The sequence below is a fragment of the Glaesserella parasuis genome (assembly GCF_017352235.1).
Taxonomy (GTDB): domain Bacteria; phylum Pseudomonadota; class Gammaproteobacteria; order Enterobacterales; family Pasteurellaceae; genus Glaesserella; species Glaesserella parasuis.
This window is the reverse complement of the sequence record NZ_CP071487.1, coordinates 2109545-2128631: the sequence shown is the minus strand read 5'-3', so window position 1 is coordinate 2128631 and position 19087 is coordinate 2109545. Positions and strand designations below refer to the sequence as shown.

General features: G+C 41.4%; 16 protein-coding genes, 3 tRNA genes and 1 pseudogene. 10 read left to right on the top strand and 10 right to left on the bottom strand.

Going from position 1 to position 19087, the window contains the following annotated elements:
* Positions 1-9: 9 nt before the first annotated feature.
* Both recC and J1G47_RS10705 read right to left on the bottom strand, forming a co-directional pair.
* Positions 10-3267: an exodeoxyribonuclease V subunit gamma gene (gene recC, locus J1G47_RS10710; RefSeq protein ID WP_207326631.1), complete on the bottom strand. Its 3258-nt coding sequence runs from the start codon at positions 3265-3267 to the stop codon at positions 10-12.
* A gap of 101 nt (positions 3268-3368) precedes the next feature.
* Positions 3369-4541: an FAD-dependent oxidoreductase gene (locus J1G47_RS10705; protein ID WP_015939895.1), complete on the bottom strand. Its 1173-nt coding sequence runs from the start codon at positions 4539-4541 to the stop codon at positions 3369-3371.
* A gap of 212 nt (positions 4542-4753) precedes the next feature.
* Between J1G47_RS10705 and J1G47_RS10700 the strand changes: the two genes are divergently transcribed.
* The 4 genes from J1G47_RS10700 (at position 4754) to J1G47_RS10685 (ending at position 7561) form a co-directional block, all read left to right on the top strand.
* Positions 4754-5059: a type II toxin-antitoxin system RelE/ParE family toxin gene (locus tag J1G47_RS10700; RefSeq protein WP_021111771.1), complete on the top strand. Its 306-nt coding sequence runs from the start codon at positions 4754-4756 to the stop codon at positions 5057-5059.
* Between the two features lie 6 nt (positions 5060-5065).
* Positions 5066-5371, top strand: a complete 306-nt coding sequence (locus J1G47_RS10695) for an addiction module antidote protein (protein WP_005713249.1) — start codon at positions 5066-5068, stop codon at positions 5369-5371.
* Positions 5372-5577: 206 nt separating this feature from the next.
* Positions 5578-5928: a type II toxin-antitoxin system HicB family antitoxin gene (locus tag J1G47_RS10690; protein ID WP_112063158.1), complete on the top strand. Its 351-nt coding sequence runs from the start codon at positions 5578-5580 to the stop codon at positions 5926-5928.
* A gap of 100 nt (positions 5929-6028) precedes the next feature.
* Complete coding sequence (locus J1G47_RS10685; protein WP_015939898.1) at positions 6029-7561, top strand: YifB family Mg chelatase-like AAA ATPase; 1533 nt, start codon at positions 6029-6031, stop codon at positions 7559-7561.
* Here the strand turns inward: J1G47_RS10685 and J1G47_RS10680 are convergent.
* The 7 genes from J1G47_RS10680 to tpiA all read right to left on the bottom strand — a co-directional run bounded on the left by J1G47_RS10680 (position 7558) and on the right by tpiA (position 12024).
* Positions 7558-8547 carry a DNA polymerase III subunit delta' gene (locus J1G47_RS10680; RefSeq protein WP_112063220.1) on the bottom strand — a complete coding sequence of 330 codons (990 nt, stop codon included), beginning with the start codon at positions 8545-8547 and terminating at the stop codon, positions 7558-7560. The two genes, J1G47_RS10685 and J1G47_RS10680, sit on opposite strands and share 4 nt — an antisense overlap.
* 478 nt (positions 8548-9025) lie before the next feature.
* The gene (gene tmk, locus J1G47_RS10675) at positions 9026-9652 is read right to left on the bottom strand and encodes a dTMP kinase (protein ID WP_015939900.1); all 627 of its coding nucleotides are present in this window, start codon (positions 9650-9652) and stop codon (positions 9026-9028) included.
* Positions 9652-10686 (bottom strand): endolytic transglycosylase MltG, encoded by a 1035-nt coding sequence (gene mltG, locus J1G47_RS10670; RefSeq protein ID WP_207326630.1) that lies wholly within the window; start codon positions 10684-10686, stop codon positions 9652-9654. The genes tmk and mltG overlap by 1 nt, the downstream gene beginning before the upstream one ends.
* A gap of 107 nt (positions 10687-10793) precedes the next feature.
* Positions 10794-10869 (bottom strand) — tRNA-Lys (locus J1G47_RS10665).
* 22 nt (positions 10870-10891) lie between these two features.
* Positions 10892-10967: transfer RNA gene (locus J1G47_RS10660), tRNA-Lys, on the bottom strand.
* A gap of 23 nt (positions 10968-10990) precedes the next feature.
* Positions 10991-11066, bottom strand: a tRNA-Lys gene (locus J1G47_RS10655).
* Between the two features lie 166 nt (positions 11067-11232).
* On the bottom strand, positions 11233-12024 hold the full coding sequence (gene tpiA / locus J1G47_RS10650) for a triose-phosphate isomerase (protein ID WP_010786562.1): 792 nt from the start codon (positions 12022-12024) through the stop codon (positions 11233-11235).
* 193 nt (positions 12025-12217) lie between these two features.
* Here tpiA and truD point away from each other — a divergent pair.
* The 6 genes and pseudogenes from truD to J1G47_RS10620 form a co-directional block, all read left to right on the top strand.
* A pseudogene (gene truD / locus J1G47_RS10645) lies at positions 12218-12394 on the top strand (tRNA pseudouridine(13) synthase TruD); the annotation flags it as partial.
* Between the two features lie 57 nt (positions 12395-12451).
* A complete protein-coding gene (gene surE, locus J1G47_RS10640) occupies positions 12452-13216 on the top strand; it encodes a 5'/3'-nucleotidase SurE (RefSeq protein ID WP_075592352.1) in 765 nt (254 codons plus the stop codon).
* Positions 13217-13801 (top strand): YqaA family protein, encoded by a 585-nt coding sequence (locus tag J1G47_RS10635; RefSeq protein ID WP_005713232.1) that lies wholly within the window; start codon positions 13217-13219, stop codon positions 13799-13801.
* Positions 13802-13810: 9 nt separating this feature from the next.
* Positions 13811-14320, top strand: coding sequence for a LysM peptidoglycan-binding domain-containing protein (locus tag J1G47_RS10630; RefSeq protein ID WP_207326629.1), 510 nt, complete (start codon positions 13811-13813; stop codon positions 14318-14320).
* 127 nt (positions 14321-14447) lie between these two features.
* Positions 14448-15623 (top strand): peptidoglycan DD-metalloendopeptidase family protein, encoded by a 1176-nt coding sequence (locus J1G47_RS10625; RefSeq protein WP_207326628.1) that lies wholly within the window; start codon positions 14448-14450, stop codon positions 15621-15623.
* A gap of 347 nt (positions 15624-15970) precedes the next feature.
* Positions 15971-18919, top strand: a complete 2949-nt coding sequence (locus J1G47_RS10620; protein ID WP_207326627.1) for an ESPR-type extended signal peptide-containing protein — start codon at positions 15971-15973, stop codon at positions 18917-18919.
* 15 nt (positions 18920-18934) lie between these two features.
* Here J1G47_RS10620 and J1G47_RS12345 read toward each other — a convergent pair whose 3' ends face one another.
* Positions 18935-19078 (bottom strand): IS1/IS1595 family N-terminal zinc-binding domain-containing protein, encoded by a 144-nt coding sequence (locus J1G47_RS12345; RefSeq protein WP_423972590.1) that lies wholly within the window; start codon positions 19076-19078, stop codon positions 18935-18937.
* Positions 19079-19087: the final 9 nt, after the last annotated feature.

The window sequence follows — 19087 nt, the reverse complement described above, 5'->3', positions numbered from 1 at the left end:
GTCCTTGTATTAAGTTTTAATGCTCATATACATTAAACTGAACCATGATTCCATTCTGTCAGAGATTGTTGTTAGATCTAACGCTTCAGATTGTTCAGTGATACGAGTCAGATAGGGATTTTTATTTATATCAAAAATCTTTTTTAAGATTTTTGATGGATCCAATTCTTTATTCTTGTTATTAAAGTATTCTGTAACACTATCACTAAGTGCCCATTTTAATTCGGTTTGGCTTGATAAATAATCTTGTAAATAAAGATTTAATATCTCCGTTGCTTCTGCTTGCGAAATGTCATTAAAGGTTAGACAATTTGCTTTTTCGCCTTGTCGATAATAAAAACGTAGTGAAAGAATTGGATGATCATTTGCTTTTAATAATAAATAATAGATCCACGCTTGAATAATATCTTTATCTCGCAACTCGCCTACTCGCCATAATACTACTTCATTATTAAAACAATTTGGGATATTACCCACAAGTTGATATTTTCTTTCTGAAAAAATAACAGAGTGTTCTATTTCAATAACGTTTTTCTCTTGCGACAAATAAGAAGATAACGTATTTCTTAAAAGCTGAATATCTTCGGTGAGTTTTGTTTTATTAATCTCTGCAAAATAACGAGCGGGTAGATTGCCTTTTAATTTTTCATTCTCAAAAAAGATTTCAATATCTTGTTCTTCGACTTGAATTAAATCATCAAGTAAATTATATTTTTCTAAGCCAGACAATTGGAAAATTTCACTTTCTTCAATTTTATCTTCATTCTGCTCAAAACGAACCCCTAATTGTTGTTGGAAGAAATATTTTATTGGTTCTTGAATATAATGAATAAACTGGTTAAGTGGAATATCTGACATTATATCTTCCTGCGTTTTAGTTAATTTCTGCAAGAAATCTTTGCGTGGTAAAATATTATTTTTAACTTCCAGCCACTCTTTATCATAAGCCACTTTGCCATCTTTGAAATTATTTGGGCTAAATACGGTCATTGGGTGAACAGACAATAATTTAGTATAGTCAGCTTTAGGCAGGTTTTCTTTCAAATAATCAAATAATTGTGTCACCAACACCGATGGTAATTTTTCTTGGCTACTTGTGAGCGATTGCCCAATATAACTGATATAGAGCATTTGTTGAGCCGATAGCAAGGTTTCAAGGAAAAGATAACGATCATCATCTCGTCTTGATCGGTCGCCTTTTTGTGGGGCGTACTGCATTAAATCAAAACTGTTGATCGTCTGTTGGCGTGGAAACTCGCCTTCATTCATACCCAACAAACAGACTACTTTGAAAGGAATTGCTCGCATCGGTAATAACGTACAGAAATTCACCTTACCCACAAGGAAATTTAAGTGGCTACGCTGTTCGCTCAGTTGTTGAGTAAATAGCTCAAGCATCACATCAATACCTATCGCTTCTTCAAAATGGCTTTGCTGAATTTGCTCAATCACATCACGGATAGCCTGCTGTAACGTCAAAATCGCATCAATACTTTGATCGTTTTCTTGATGGGTCTGTGCCACAAGGGTAAACAGCTGTTCTTGCCAAGCAGATAGGCTCTGTGGCTGGCAAATAAAGGCGTGCCAAGCGGTGAGATTGTCGATAAATTTTGCTAAATTCCCTGTTAATTCAGAGATTAATCCATAACTTTCATCAAAAGCTAAAATGTTCTGCCAGCCATTATTTTCCGCTTTTAAACTTGTGCCCAACAATAATCGGTTTAGCCCATTTTCCCACGAATTATAATTTTGCCATTCTGGGTTCTCTATTTTTAAGCCAGATCTAATGCCAACCGATTTAATCCATTCTCTTAATGTATTAATTTTCTGCTCATTAAATTGATATTTTTCTCGAATAGCTGAAATATCAAAGAGATCTAATATCTCTTCTGCTGAGAATTTATTTTCTTTAATCGATAACAATTGTAAAAAGCTAGCAATAATTGGATTAATATAACTAATTTTTTGATCTGATAAGGTAAAGGGAATATATCTTCTCTCTTTTTCATAACGAGAAAATACCGCATTAATATAAGGTGCATAACTATCAATATCCGCAGACATCACAATAATATCTTTCGGGGATAAGTCAGGATAGGTTTCAAATAAATATAATAATTGATTATATAATACTTCTACTTCACGCATTTTGCTGTGGCAAGTGTGAAGCTGAATAGAGCGATCTTCATTAGCTAAAGAGAATGTAGTTTGGTGTTCTGAATATAAAATCGCTTTTTTTACTTGGGTTAATAATGTCGGATTTTTATCTTCAAAATGATTATAAAGTGATATATCTTGAATACCTGTTTCAGTTAATAAATTTAAAAATTCTTTTCCTTGTTTTCCCCAAACTGTTAATAATGGGTTTCCTTGTTTTTCAAATAACTCTGCTAATTCTGCTTCAGATAAATTATCTTTTAACGCTAATTTTTCTAATACCTTATCTTCACGATCATTTGCCCAGTATTCCATACTTGGATTAGTGAAAAAGAGGTGAACATTGCAATGCTCACTCAATTTTTTCAATACGGCGAGCTGAGAATGGGGAAGGGAAGAAATGCCAAACATAAAAATCCGTTTCGGTAAGCGAGCTTTTTCAGTGGCAGTTAAATTATCAAGTTTATCGAAATAACGCTGTTGCAAATAAGCACGGTGTGAAGTATTAAAAATCGCTTCATCGCTATCCTGTTTTATATCGGCAACTAACGCATTCCAAAGGATACTTTGCCACGCCACATTCGTTGCAATCTCTTTTGCATTTTTTTGCTTAAAAGAAACCGCTCGCATAATCTCATCAACCACCGCTTGCGATTGCCCCTTTTCCCATAGCACCAACCATTGCGGACGGTACACGAGATATTGGTCAAACAGATCGGCGATTTTCTCTGCTAATTGATACTGTTTTAGCTGATCGCCTTGGTTTAAATAGGACGCAAGTGCTTCAAAGGCAGGTTGTTCAAGGAACTGCGGAATAATTCGCATTAAACGCCACAACATTGACTGGCGGTCAAAGCTATTCTCTTTCGGCAAATCAGGAAAAAGCACGCGATATTGTTGCCATAAAAAACTGGTTGGGTAAGGAAATTGCACATTACCAGCCACCCCGATTTCTTGAGCAATCTGCATTTGCAACCATTGTGCCATACCTAAACTTTGTACCAGAACAATCTCTTGACTAAATGGATCGGGGTTGGGATCTTTCGCTAAGATCGCAGTCAATAGATTTTTCTGTTCGGTTATTTGGTTTGAATAATATACTCTAAACATAGCAACTCCCCTTTGTAAGCAAGCTATTTTAGCGAGTTTGGGGGGAATGATCTATTTGGCAACCTAATTTATAATTAGAATTATAGTGATGTTATTATCTATCATATAATTCCCAACGCATATTTCAACGCCCGTTTTTTCAACGGCGTTGCACGTTCCGCCACAATTAACGCAACATTACGCGCGACTTTCACAGGTAATAAATCTGTCTTAAAGGTTTTATAAAATACGTCCATTCCCGTTTGCATTAACAGATTATCAGGCTTACGTTTTCGTTCGTAACCATTTAACACCGCTTCATCTGCAAAATTCTGCCCTTTCTCAACCGCTTGTTCTATCACTTCAAGTAAGGCTTTTACATCTTTAAAACCAAGATTCACCCCCTGCCCTGCCAGTGGATTAATCGTATGAGCAGAATCCCCGACTAAGACAATCCCATTTCGCACATAGCTTTGGGCGTGCTGACGTGTGAGTGGGAAACTATCGTGAGCGGTCACTTCAACCTTGCCTAAACGGCTTGGAAAATGGCGCTGAATCTCTGCACTCAATTTCTCTTTGCTCATCTGTTGCAGTTGAGCAATACGTTGTGGCGAATCATACCAAACCACACAACCGTTATGTTCCAGTAACGGTAGAAAGGCTCTTGGACCGCTTTCAAAGAACTGTTGCCAAGTGACACTCTGTTGCGGTAATTCTGTTTTGACTACGGCAAGCAGACAGTGTTGGCGATATTGCCAGCTCGTCAAACCAATGCCCGACCAGCGACGCACAAGGGAATTTGCGCCATCACAGGCAATCAATAGCGGTGCGGAAAACACCTGCTGATCAAGCTCAACCGTCCAAACACCGTTCTCATCACGACTTGCAGAAATTTGCTCAAAACCAACCGCTTGCTGACAGTTTGGATACTGTGCCAATGCTTGCCAAAGCCCAAGCTGAATAAGGTTGTTTTCCACCATATAACCCAACTTATCTAAGCCAAGATCATTTGCGTGAAAAGCGGTATTAAAGCCATCAATTTCCCACGTTTCTAAGCCGTCATAAGGACAAACTCGCATCGATTCAATCGCCTGCCACGCCCCTAATTTCTCCAACAAGGCAACGGAAGCCACACTAATTGCCGAAATTCGCACATCATAAGGTGCATTTGGATCAAATGCCGGCAACGGATTTTTCTCAATCAGAACAACCTTTAGCCCTAGCTTTGCCAGCCCCAATGCTGTCGCCGCCCCGACCATTCCACCGCCAATTACAATCACATCTTGTTGAGCCATCGTCATTTTCCTCTCAAATTTGTTAGGCAGAAGTTTACTACAAGCGGTGAGATCTGCATTGATTTTTGCAAAATTTTTGTGACCCTCGTCGAAAAATGATTTTCTCTCACTTGTCTTTTTGTCATAAAAATTAACAATCTCTTGATTACTTCACTATATGAAGTTTGCTTGTTATTTTGTATTGAAAACATTACAATCATAGAAAATCAATTATGTACATTATTGAACAAACTGAAACCTTTAAATTATGGCTAAATGAACTCAAAGATCCTATTGCAAAAATTGCGATTATCCGTCGCTTAGAACGAGCAAAAAACGGACATTTTGGAGATCATAAGTCGCTAGGTGATGGCATTTATGAAATGCGATTGATGATAAACAAAGGCTACCGTATCTACTATGCAAGAAAAGGGGAAATCATCTATCTCATTATCAACGGCGGATACAAAGACAGCCAAGAGCAAGACATCGCCGTAGCAAAAAGATTCTGGCAACAATACCAACTTGAACAGGAATAAAATCAGATGAAAGATAAATCGTTTAACGGACAAATATCAACGTTCGATGCTGCTGAGTATCTCAATAACGATGAACTTATCGCACTTTATCTATCGGAAGTGCTAAAAGACGGTGATGAAGCCGAATTCATTCAAGCGTTAAATACCATTGCCCGTGCAAAAGGAATGAATGAATTAGCCAAAAAAGCCAATATCGGTAGAGAAAGTTTATATCAAACACTTTCAAGCAAAAAACCACGTTTTGAAACCATTGTGAAAATTCTTTCAGCGTTAAATATTGAGCTAGTGCCTAAGGTTAAAACTACCCAATAGCTTTTATCTTTTCACTATTTTTGTGACACTCGTCGAAAAACCACAATATTAAAATTGCGTTCCCTGTAACCATCTCACAATAATATGATTTCATCACATACATTGACTTCATTATTTGAAGTCATAAAATAGGGAAATCAAATGCGAAAGAAACATCAGCAAACACTTTATACTATTTTCGCAACACCAACATCATCTAATATCAAATGGCAACAAAACAACAACCTAATATTATCTATATTGATCATTATCCTGCTATTGTCAGCTATGTACCTGAATTGAAGATGTTTCGTGGGAAATTTCTCAATACGACGGGATATTGTGATTTCATTGCCGATAGCGTAGTTGGTTTATATCAAGAAGGAAAAATCTCTCTAGATGAATATCTAGCAGACTGCCGTGAAAACGGTATTGTTGCATTTGAGCAAGAAAAGCAAAAAACCTTTACATTACGCTATGATGAAACCCTATCAGAACTTGTTACTCAACAGGCTAAGGCGCGTGGAATTTCAATTAATCACTTGATCATTGAAGCTATTGAGCAACATTTAGCATAACGACTTTAACTATTTTTGTGACACTCGTCGAAAAACCAACATTTTTTGCTATTCAAAAACAAACATACTTTTTACGCTAATATAAAAAAGAGGAAAAAGTATGTCTTTAGCGATTATTTACAGCCGAGCATCTATCGGTGTTGAAGCCCCATTAGTAACCATTGAAGTGCATATCAGTGGCGGAAGCCCTGGACTTACCCTAGTTGGATTGCCCGAAAAAAGCGTCAAAGAAGCACAAGATAGGGTGCGAAGTGCTTTGATGAATGCCAATTTTGATTACCCTGCCAGACGTATTACTATCAACCTTGCCCCTGCCGATCTCCCCAAAGAAGGCGGACGTTTTGATTTACCCATTGCCATCGGGATTTTGGCAGCATCAGGGCAAATTGACAGCGATAAACTCAAACGGATTGAACTGCTTGGAGAGCTGTCTTTGACAGGACATTTGCGTGGGGTTCACGGTGCAATTCCTGCGGTGTTGGCAGCAAGTAAAGCGAAACGGGAAATTATTGTGCCACAACAAAACGCCAATGAAGTTTCCTTGGTTTCTAATACCCAAACCTATTGTGCTTCAACCTTGTTGCAGGTTGTCAATTTTCTCAACAATCGAGATCAACTGCCGATTGCTCAGCAGCTTTCGCAAAATATTGCCGAAAACAGACCGCTTGTCAGCCGTGATTTAACCGATATTATCGGGCAACAACACGCCAAACGAGCATTGATTATTGCCGCTAGTGGTCAGCATAATCTGTTGTTTTTAGGTCCACCTGGTACAGGCAAAACAATGCTTGCTAGTCGCCTTGCCGATCTGTTGCCTGAAATGGAAGATGATGAAGCGATTGAAACGGCATCTGTCACCAGTCTTGTACAAAATGAACTCAATTTCCAAAACTGGAAAAAACGCCCTTTCCGCTCCCCACATCACAGTGCATCAATGGTTGCCTTAGTAGGGGGAGGGTCGATCCCGAAACCCGGGGAAATTTCGTTGGCACACAATGGCGTGCTGTTTTTAGACGAATTGCCCGAATTTGAACGGAAAGTGTTAGATGCATTACGCCAGCCGCTGGAGTCGGGAGAAATCATTATTTCCAGAGCCAATGCCAAGGTGCAGTTCCCTGCTCGTTTCCAACTGATTGCCGCAATGAACCCAAGCCCGACAGGGCATTATCAAGGTACGCATAACCGAACATCGCCACAGCAATTAATGCGTTATCTCAACCGTTTATCCGGGCCTTTTCTCGACCGCTTCGATCTCTCAATTGAAGTTCCGCTACTGCCACAAGGTGCGTTGCAAAATAATACCGATCAACGAGGGGAAACCACCGAACAGGCTCGCAAGCGGGTACTTGAAGCAAGACATTTGCAATTTAACCGTCGGGGGAAAATCAATGCTCAACTAACGACCAAAGAGATTGAACAAGATTGCAAACTGGCTGATCGAGATGCGTTATTTTTAGAAAATGCCTTAACGAAATTAGGTTTGTCGGTGCGAGCTTATCACCGTATTCTCAAAGTTTCTCGCACCATTGCTGACTTGGCTGGAGAAGCCCAAATCCAACAACCCCATCTGGCTGAAGCTTTGGGCTATCGGGCGATGGATCGTTTATTACAGCGACTACAAGGGGAAAGTTAGTTCTCAAAAACCTCTAGCACCAACTTACTCAAACAGTCCAACAACATCAACTCTTGATTGACCGCATTGACTTCGCGTAAATCCCGTTGGGTTTGTTGAATAATTTGATGCCCTTTCAGTAAACTTTGAGCCGTCAGTTGTTCGCTAAAAGGCAGAATACCGTTTTGCAAATCAGGATTGAGCCAACCTGTTGCGATTTGCATTTTGGCTTTCAGGGCATCGCTGAAAAACGAACCCAGCCATTCAAGCTGTTGTAGCACTTGCTCAGGCTCTTTGTCAAAAGCAGAAAAGAGCAAGAAAACATCTCGGCTTTTGTAAAAACGCCAAAAGGTCTGCAAAAAGGTTTTACGGCTTGGCAAGCGGTCTGTTTCAAGGAATGTTTTGCAAAGCAATGGGCGGTTGTGGCATAAACGAAGTGCGGTTTCAATCTCACTTGGCTGTGCGGTCGGACATTCCGTTTGTAGCCACTCAAACGCTTGTGACGGCTCAGGCGTATGAACCAACCACGTCTGGCAACGGCTTTGTATGGTGGCAAGCATTGTGGCTTGCAAAGGGGCTTCCAATAAGAAATAGACATTTTGGTTCGGCTCTTCAAGGGTTTTCAGTAACGCATTCGCCGCTGCTTCCGTTAAACGTTCCGCACCAGCCAGATAAACTACGGCATTTCCGCCTTGTTGAGCAAACTGTTGTAATTTGGCAGTGATTTCTCGCACTTGATCGATCCCAATATCTTTATCATCAATCGGGGCTAACAGGTGAAAATCAGGGTGATTGCCACTCTGCCATAACAAACAGCTTTTGCATTGTCCGCAAGGTTGGTTCTGTTGTGGCGTATGACAAAGCAACCAATGGGCAAAATGGCGAATAAGTTGCTCTGTGCCTAAACCGCTGTCTGTTTTAAACAATAAAGCGTGATGCCCCCGACCTTGTTGAAAAGTCGAAGTGATTTGGTGGTGGGTTTGTTTATGCCAAGGGTAAAGGTTCATATTCATTCAACAAATTACCAGCTAATAAAACTAAATATGCTCTTATTTTTCATTCGTTTCATTACTCCCTCACTTTGCCTTTACTTCTGCCAAATCTCCCCTAACCCCTCTTTGCTAAAGAGGGGAATTTACTCAGATAAAAATTTCAGATCGAAGTTCTTCAAAATGATTTTGGATTTTGTAGATCAACTAGAATATCCTTCGATCTGATCCCCCTCTTTGCTAAAGAGGGGAATTTACTCAGATAAAAATTTCAGATCGAAGTTCTTCAAAATGATTTTGGATTTTGTAGATCAACTAGAATATCCTTCGATCTGATCCCCCTCTTTAGCAAAGAGGGGTTAGGGGAGATTTGGCAGACGTAAAACCGAAGAGAAGAAGATAAAAACTTACCAAATCATTTTGTCAATAATCTGAAAAGATGTATATGCTCCTTTCGTAAATATATTATATTTACACATTCAAAACAATCTTCAGATTATTTCTCTGATGTTAAAAATATTTCCACCGCTTGTTGAATATCCGCCGACACCTGTTCTATCGCTGGTTCAGCGTTAATGAGCACCGCTTTCGGATTGTCTTTGACTAAGGATACATAACGCTCACGGGTACGGTGAAAAAAGTCGATATCGAGTTGCTCAATACGATCTAACGCTCCACGCCCTCTTGCTCGCTCTAAACCTATCGATGGCTCAATATCAAGGTAGATCGTAAAATCAGGCTCAAAATCACCTAAAATCGCCGAACCTACCTCATCCACCAATTCCGCTAATCCCCGTCCACCGCCTTGATAGGCTTGGCTTGACATATTGTGGCGATCGCCAACAACCCATTTGCCTGAAGCTAAAGCTGGTTCAATCACCGTTTCCACTAACTGTATACGAGCCGCATAAATCATCAATACTTCCGCTTTGTCGGTTGTATGCTCGCCGTCTTCGCCTTCTTTCCATAGATTGCGAAGTGCTTCGGCAATCGGAGTTCCGCCTGGTTCACGAGTGGTAATAAATTCAATACCGTGAGCCGCTAAGGTTTCGCTCACAATACGTTGTGCATTGCTTTTTCCAGCCCCTTCTAATCCTTCAATGACAATAAATTTTCCACGCATTATTTGTTCTCACTCTTTTTATTTCGCTCAATTTGGATCCACTCTCGCACCGCTTTATTATGCTCATCTAAAGTACGGCTGAATTTATGCCCACCCGAACCGTCCGCCACAAAATAGAAATAAGGCGTACTGTCAGGCTGTGCCGTCGCCTTAATTGACGCTTCGCTCGGCATTGCAATCGGTGTCGGCGGTAAACCATCAATCACATAAGTATTATAAGACGTAGGTTCAAGCAGATCTTTCTTACGGATATTGCCATCATATTTATCGCCCATACCGTAAATGACAGTTGGATCGGCCTGCAATTTCCAGCCATTTTTCAAGCGGTTGATAAATACCGATGCTACTTGCGGACGCTCATTCGCCATCCCCGTTTCTTTTTCGACAATCGAAGCCAAAATTAGCATTTCATAAGGCGTTTTAAGCGGTAGGTTTTCTGCCCTATTTTGCCAAGCCTGTTCCAACGCCTTTTGCTGTTTTTGATAGGCACGTTTAAGCACATCAATATCTTTGGAATAAGGCACATAGCTATAAGTATCAGGGGCTAGCCAACCTTCCAATTTATCCTGAGCAATCCCCAATAGTTTAGCAATGTCAGCCTCTGTTTTATCCGTCAAAGTTTGTTCTAAATAGCGAGCCTTTGCCAACTGCTCACGCCACGTTTTAAAGGTTTTTCCTTCAATAAATTGCACATTTAACTGCACTTCTTTACCGCTATTGAAATGTTGCAACAGCTCTTTCACCGTAGCGATATTATCTAACGCATAAACCCCAGCCTTAAATTTACTGAGTTTAGGGTTAAGGCGGATCAAATAGGGTAATAGCTCCACATCATCACGATGAATAATGCCTTGCTCTGCTAATAGCTGAGCGAGTTTTTGACTTGATGTACCTTTTTCCAACACAAACAGTTGCTCAGGTTTAACGGTTAATTTATGTTCAGCTAACTGATTGAGTTTCTGGTAAACATAAATGCCACCGCCAAGGGCAATAACAGATAAAAGCCCAAGAGAAATAAGAATTTTTTTTAACATTGCTATGAAGTTTTAATCAAAAGAAAAACAGAGTAAACCTTACTATAAGGCAACCAAAAAAGCCACGACAAGCGGAAAGATTTTTTCGATTTGATGCAAAATAAAAGTGGTGGGTCGTGAAGGATTCGAACCTTCGACCAACGGATTAAAAGTCCGCTGCTCTACCGACTGAGCTAACGACCCATTTGGGAGTTGAATTCTAAAGTGGTGGGTCGTGAAGGATTCGAACCTTCGACCAACGGATTAAAAGTCCGCTGCTCTACCGACTGAGCTAACGACCCTTTAGAAAAGAACGCTGATTAAGTGGTGGGTCGTGAAGGATTCGAACCTTCGACCAACGGATTAAAAGTCCGCTGCTCTACCGACTGAGCTAACGACCCTTAACGTTGCGTAACGAGGGCGTATCATACGGATTTTACGTTGGAGATCAACCCTTTTTTTATATTTTTAACTTATTTGCATAGTTTACAAGCAAATAATATCAACAAGCGGTGAGATTCTGTAAAAATTTTACCAAATCTAACCGCTTGTCTTTAAGCGAAAAAATTACGCTTTCGCTTTTTCTGCTGCTTTTACGATCACCGCAAATGCAGGCGCTTTAAGTGACGCACCGCCCACTAACGCACCATCAATGTCTGGCTGAGTAAATAATTCTGCTGCATTCGCATCATTGACTGAACCGCCGTATTGAATGATCACTTGATCTGCCACTGCTTGTGACTGTTTTGCAATGTGACCACGAATGAAAGCGTGAACTGCTTGCGCCTGTGCTGGGGTTGCAGATTTACCTGTACCGATTGCCCAAACTGGTTCGTACGCAATTACTGCACCATTGAATGCTTCTGCACCTAAAGTATTTAATACTGCATCTAATTGACGAGCACATACTGCTTCGGTTTGACCAGCTTCATTTTCTGCTTCAGTTTCACCGATACATAACACTGGCACTAAACCTGCTTCTTTTAATGCTGCAAATTTTTTCGCAATAAATTCATCGCTCTCTTTGTGGTAAGTACGACGCTCAGAGTGACCGATAATGATATATTTCGCACCGAAATCTTTTAACATTGCAGTTGAAATATCACCTGTAAATGCACCTTGTACATTCACATCAACGTTTTGAGCGCCTAATGCAATGAGTTTCTTCGTGGTGCATTCACAACCACAGCTCGCCAATGCCGCTTCTGCTTCTGCCAAATACATTACTGGCGGTGCGATTGCGACATCACAACCTGTAACACCATCAAGTTCTCTTTTTAAGCTTTCCACTAATTCTTTAGTGAATGCTTTGCTACCGTTTAATTTCCAGTTACCCATTACTAACGGACGACGTGCCATTTTGTTTCTCCTATTGAGTGAAATGTAAAATAAAAACGTGCGAACTATACCAAATTTCACAGAAAATTTATTGTTTTTCCGCAAGATTTCAGCTCAATATTTAAAAATAACTGTTAAAATAGCCATTAAGTAACGATAAGGCACTTTCTCGTGCCTTTTTTAATATGAGCAAAAAATTGTAGTGGAACATCAAGATCTACTGGCATTAACGGCAAAAGAACGAATGAACTCATCTCGCCGTGCAATGTTTTGTAAACCACAGCACTTTGAATGGGCATTTGAAGATGATGGATTGCGGTTGAAATTCTTTTTAGACGCTGGCAGTTATGCCACAGCGTTGGTGAGAGAATTAGTACAGCTCGAAGAATAACTAAACTTTCCCCCTTTGAAAAAGGGGGGAATTAAAACTATAAGGAAATAAATCACAATGAATATACTATTAAGCAATGACGATGGCTTTCACGCCCACGGTATTCAATTTTTAGCGAAAGCATTAAGAGAAGCAGGACATAAAGTAACCATTGTTGCCCCTGATCGCAATCGCAGTGCGGCATCAAGCTGTTTAACACTGGTTGATCCGCTTCGTGTGCATAAATTTGAGAATGGTGATTATACGGTGATTGCAGGTACGCCTGCCGATTGTGTTCATCTTGCATTAAATGGTTTGCTTGATGAGCCGTTTGACTTGGTGGTATCAGGGATTAATCACGGGGCAAATTTAGGTGATGATGTGGTCTATTCGGGAACCGTTGCTGCGGCTCTTGAAGGTCGTCACTTACCGTTGCCATCAGTGGCGGTGTCTTTAGTGGGTTCTCACGGTTCAACCTATTTAACAGGCAAATGCCATTTCGATACGGCTGCACAAGTGGTGGTTGAACTATTGCCGAAAATCACGGCAAATCTTATTCCTGCAAATCAAGTGTTAAATGTGAATGTGCCAAATGTTCCTTATCGCGAGTTGCAAGGTATTCAAATTACTCGGTTAGGTGATCGTTCTCCTGCGGCTGAGATTATTAAGCAACAAGATCCGCGTGGGGCAAATGTGTATTGGATTGGGGCAAGCGGTAAGCCGACTGATGAAAGCGAAGGCACTGATTTTTATGCGATCAACCATAACTTTGTGTCTATCACCCCTATTCAACCAGATATGACTGCATATTTGTCAATTTCACGTTTAAATGAGACTTTTTAAATGAAACTTTTTGGAACAATTTATGATAAAACGATGGAATGGTCAAAACATCGCTTTGCTGCAGGCTGGTTAAGTTTTGTCAGTTTTATTGAAGCGACTTTCTTCCCTATTCCGCCTGATGTGATGCTAATTCCTATGTCGATGAGTAAACCACAGATGGCAACACGTTATGCGATTTATACTACGCTTGCATCAGTTTTAGGTGGTATCATTGGTTACTTTATCGGCTTATATGCATTTGATTGGGTAAAAGGGATTATTACAGACTGGGGAATGCAAGCAAGTTTTGATCAAGCCATGGATTGGTTTGAAACTTGGGGAGTAGCAATCGTCTTTTTAGCAGGCTTCTCGCCAATTCCGTTTAAAGTATTTACTATTTGTGCAGGTGTATTGCAGATGTCTTTTTTACCCTTTATTTTGACCGCTGCAATTTCTCGTTTTGCTCGCTTCATTCTTGTGGCAAAATTATCTGCGTGGGGCGGTGAGAAATACGCCGATAAGATCCGTCGCTCAATAGAATTAATTGGTTGGGGAACAGTGTCTATTGCCGTTGCTGCCTATGTTATTTATACCTTATTAAAATAAGAGGCTATTATGAAAAAATCGTTTCTTTTACTTCCGCTTGCAGCAGTAGTGTTAGCTGCGTGTTCATCAGATACATCGTCAGAAACCTCGCCTAATGTTGAAGTGACAGAGGTTGGATCTGCGTGGCAAACCGAAGTTCAACAAGTGGGTATGCCAAGCTCAATGACACAGCCAACTTATCAGCCTCAACCAACTTATACTCCGCCACCAGCACCGCAGCCGACCTATCAGCCTGAACCACAACCGACTTATAGCCAACCGAGCAATGTTCAAACGAACTACGGCGGTCAAAGTGAAGTGGTGGGAAGTTGTAATGTGGTAAGAGATGGAAGTAATGCTCCGATTTATAGCCAAATTCAGAAAGGTTGCTATACAGATGGCACTTATACCGTTGGCAAACACGATACGCTCTTTTTAGTGGCTTATTTGACAGAGCAAACACCTAATCAAATTGCTGCTTTAAATAATTTGAGTACAGCAACGCCATTGAAAGTAGGTCAAGTACTTAGAGTAAAATAGTTTTATTTGTAATGACATTTGAATAGACGCAGAGGTTGCGTCTATTACGATATTGAGCAGACGCTGTAGCGTTTTAGACTTTTTTGAACGCCCTTTGGCGTTTTCATTTTCTTTGAAGGATAATTGAATGAAAAAATCGTTTTTCTTATTACCGCTTGCAGCATTAGTTTTGACTGCCTGCGGTTCAAATACGCCTGCACCTGTGGTAAATGCGGAAGGTTCTGATTTATCACCTGGCGTAATGCAACCTATTGGTATGGGGGAAAACAATACTAATTACGGCTGGCAGACAGATGTGCAAAGCACTTCTATGCCAAGCACGATGGCACAACCAACTTATACACAACCGCCAGTGCCTCAGCCTGTGTATCAAGCTCCGCAGCCAACTTATCAAGCACCTCAACCCGTGCATCAAGTTGTTCCTCAGCCAATAACAAAGCCGACAGCTAAAACAACACCCGTAGCGAAAAAGCCTGTATCACAAGATTTTACTATTCCTCGTGACGCTAACAATGCACCTATTTATAGTCAAATTGATAAAGGCTTCTATAATGGCGATAGCTACACTGTCCGCAAAGGCGATACGATGTTCCTCATCGCATACATTGCAGGTAAAGATGTTAAGGAAGTCGCTGCTTTGAACAATATGAGCGAGCCTTATCAACTTGGTGTAGGGCAGGTTTTAAAATTGGGTAATACTCAACCTGTTGAACCAAAACAACAAACTGTTCAGTCACCAGAACCTGTAGTAACTTATACCCAAGCACCGAACGGCACTGCTTATGGCTCAGATGGTACAATGACTGGTCCTGTGAAAGCGAGTGTAGGCACTGTTCCACCTGCTCAAACTTCTACAACCCCAAGAGTAACCGCAACTGCGGCTAACAATACCCCGAACTACAGCTCAACATCTGTACCAGCAGTGGCATCGTCAATTCGCTGGCAGTGGCCGACGCAAGGGCGTGTAATTTCTGGTTTCTCTGCATCTGAAGGGGGCAATAAAGGTTTAGATATTGCAGGAACGAAAGGGCAACCAGTAAAAGCGGCTGCGGCAGGTCGAGTAGTTTATGCAGGTAACGCACTACAAGGTTACGGCAACTTAATTATCATCAAACATAATGATGACTTCTTGAGTGCCTATGCTCACAACGATAGTATCAAAGTGGAAGAACAAGATAATGTTAAAGCTGGCGAAACCATTGCGACTTTAGGTAGCACAGGGACAAACAGCAACAAACTGCATTTCGAGATCCGCTATCAAGGTAAGTCGGTAGATCCTGCTCGCTACTTGCCAAGACAGTAATTATGATAATTTGAGGCATAGTAGACAAAAGTGTTGGTTTTTCTGCAAACTATGCCTCTAATGGACAAAAGTGTTGGTTTTAATTATTTTTCCTAATTATTACCAACACTTTTGTCTACTATGCCAAATATCCTATCTAAATCACCGCTTTCATTAGATTTCCGCCTATTATTTCTAGCTTTTATTGATAAAAGTTGAAAAATTCTTGTTATTTTATTCTTAGTTTTGTGTAACTCTTGTTTTTTTTTTTTTTTTTTTACAATAGCGTGCGGGGACATTTGTGCATCCTGAAAACGTAAATAAAGGTTTATGATTTTTTATTAGGAAAAACAGTAGAGAAGGTTATTATGAATAAAATATTTAGAGTTATTTGGAGTCATGCTCAACAGGCTTGGGTGGTTGTGTCTGAGTTAGTAAAGTCTCATACTAAAACATCCGCTTGCACGGATAAAAGAGCTCAAGTATGCACCTCAGATTATTTTTTAGATAAACAGCAAGATAAATTTAAATTAAGTCTTTTAAGTCTAGTATTACTAAGTATATTTTTTAATCCAGTATTAGGTGTAAAACACACAGGACAACCATATCTTATAGATGGTGCTACTAAATCGAATTTAGGAACTGACGACGGTACTATTGGTATTGGTAAAACTAGTGAGGCTGGGTATGGTGCTATTGCTATCGGTCAGCTCGCAAAAGCTAAAGCTAGGCATAATGTTGCGATAGGTTATAAAGCAGATTCAGGAGTACAACCAAACACTATTACGATAGGCTACAATACTAAAGTAAGTGGGCAGGAAGCAATTGCCATCGGGAAAGAGTCAAAAGCGGGAAAGGAATCTGTTGTCTTAGGCGGGCAAGCCAAGGGGGAAGGTACTCAAACAGTTGTAGTAGGTAACCTTGCTATTGCAAGTAAGTTACAATCTATTGCTATCGGTGCGAGAAGTAAGTCTACCGCTGATTACGGTATTGCGGTTGGTGGTGGTGCAACTGCTGGAAAAAACGCCGTTGCTGTTGGTAGGGACTCGAAAGGTGCTGGGACAGATTCCATTGCGATAGGTAATTCTGCGAGAACAACAGGGGCAGACTCTGTTGTTGTGGGTGCCAGTATCGATGTGACAGGTGAAAAATTAGTGGCAATTGGACGCGAAGCAAAAGCTGGAAGCCATTCTACTGCCTTGGGTTATAAAGCCTCTGCCGGTGGTATGCACTCTGTTGCTGTGGGTGAAAGAGCCATGACAAATGATGGTGCTGCTAGAGCAACCGCACTTGGTAATAATACCGTTGTCACCGTGGGCGGCGGTGTGGCATTGGGTTATGGTTCTAATGCAAATACAGCTGGCGGTGTAGAGGGGTTAAAACAAGCTCATTCTGTCACAACGGAAGCAACTGTCGCTAACGGCTTTAAATCTACAGAAAAGGTTGATGGTAATAATAAAATTGGTGCGGTTTCTGTGGGTAATAACCTAATCAAACGCCAAATCGTCAATGTGGCGGCTGGTACACAAGATACCGATGCAGTAAACGTGGCACAGCTTAAATCGCTCACCATGCAAACAGAAGGCGATAACAACAGCAGTGGCAAGGTAGGCATTTGGAATGGTACGCTTAAAGTAGTGGGTACAAGCGGTGAGATTAAGACTTCCGCAAGCAATGATACCATCACATTGAAATTAGATGAAACATTGAAAAATAAAATTGATAACATTGACAATTTAGGTTGGAAACTTGCAATTGCTAAGGGAATGGGGGGTGAAGCAACTCCACCTGGGGCACATCTTATCAAAATGGACGAGACCGTAACCTTTACCGCTGGAAATAATATTAAATTAGAACAAACGAACGGAAATATTACGATTTCTACGATTGGTAAGTTAATTAAAGAGACTAAAATGGTAAATGGTAATTTGCAAATTACTTATACGGATGGCAGCAGTAATACTATTACTAGGGGAGAGAAAGGCGAAACTGGCCCTGCGGGTCCAGCAGGACCACGAGGTGCACCTGGTCCTGCGGGTCCAGCAGGGGCTAAGGGTGACCGAGGAGAAACAGGCCCAGCGGGTCCAGCAGGACCACGAGGACCGCAGGGTGACCGAGGAGAAACTGGCCCTGAGGGTCCTAAAGGAGATGCAGGTCCTAGAGGTGAAACAGGCCCTACGGGTCCAGTGGGTCCAGCAGGTGCTCAAGGTCCAGCAGGTCCAGCAGGTGCAACTGGCCCTGCAGGTCCAGCAGGGCCTAGAGGCGAACAAGGGCTTCCAGGGGTAGCAGGTCCTAGGGGTGAGCGAGGCGAAGCTGGTCCTGCTGGTCCAGCAGGACCACGAGGACCGCAGGGTGAGCGAGGAGAAACTGGCTCTGCAGGTGCAACTGGACCTACGGGTCCAATGGGACCACGAGGACCGCAAGGAATACCGGGTACTCCGGGACAGAAGGGGGATAAAGGCGAACCAGGACAAGCGGGTCCAGCAGGACCACGAGGCCCTGCGGGTCCAGCAGGGGCTAAGGGTGAGCAAGGAGAAACTGGTCCTGCGGGTCCTAGGGGTGAACAGGGTCCTGAAGGCAAGCAAGGTATTCAAGGACCTGCGGGTCCAACGGGACCACAAGGATCGCAAGGAATAGCAGGTACTCAGGGACCTAAGGGGGATAAAGGCGATCCAGGACAAGCGGGTCCTAAAGGAGAAAAAGGAGATACAGGTCCTAGAGGCGAACAAGGGCTTCCAGGGGTAGCAGGTCCTAAGGGCGATAGAGGCGAAGCTGGTCCAGTGGGTCCAGCAGGACCACAAGGACCGCAGGGAACAGCGGGTGCAAATGGTCAGAATATTTACAATATGAGCGTGTCTGGAGATTTAAGCGACATTACTTCAATTAGTAATGGCGATACGAAAGTATCTTTAGGTAAAGATAAGCAAGGAAATCCAGTTGTAAATATGAATGGTGCCAGAATTACCAACGTTGGAGATGGTAGTGCTGAGGGCGATATTGTGAATGTTCGTCAGCTCAACAAAGTGGTTTCTTCTGTGAATACAGGATTTAATCAATTATCAAGAGATATTGGTCGTGTTGATGTTAATGCAAGAGCGGGTATTGCTTCTGCTGGGGCGATGGCTAATTTGCCACAAATTTCTTTACCAGGTAAAAGTGCTATTTCTGTTTCTAATGCACAATATCGCGGGCAATCTGCCTATGCTATAGGTTATTCCAAAATTTCTGATAATGGCAAATGGCTTATTCGAGCGTCTGTTAGCAGTAATACTCAGCGGGATACTATGATTGGAGGAGGGGTAGGTTTTGTGTGGTAATCTAGCGCCTATAAATTAGAATTTCATGCTCAATGCCATTGTTATTTTAACAATGGCATTAATATCTATTGGATTTAATTTATTTGTGGAAGAAAAGGTTTTATGACAGGATGAACAAAAGTATCTCTGAATATTATTTTTCTTTCCATACTTTTGGATATTGTTCTT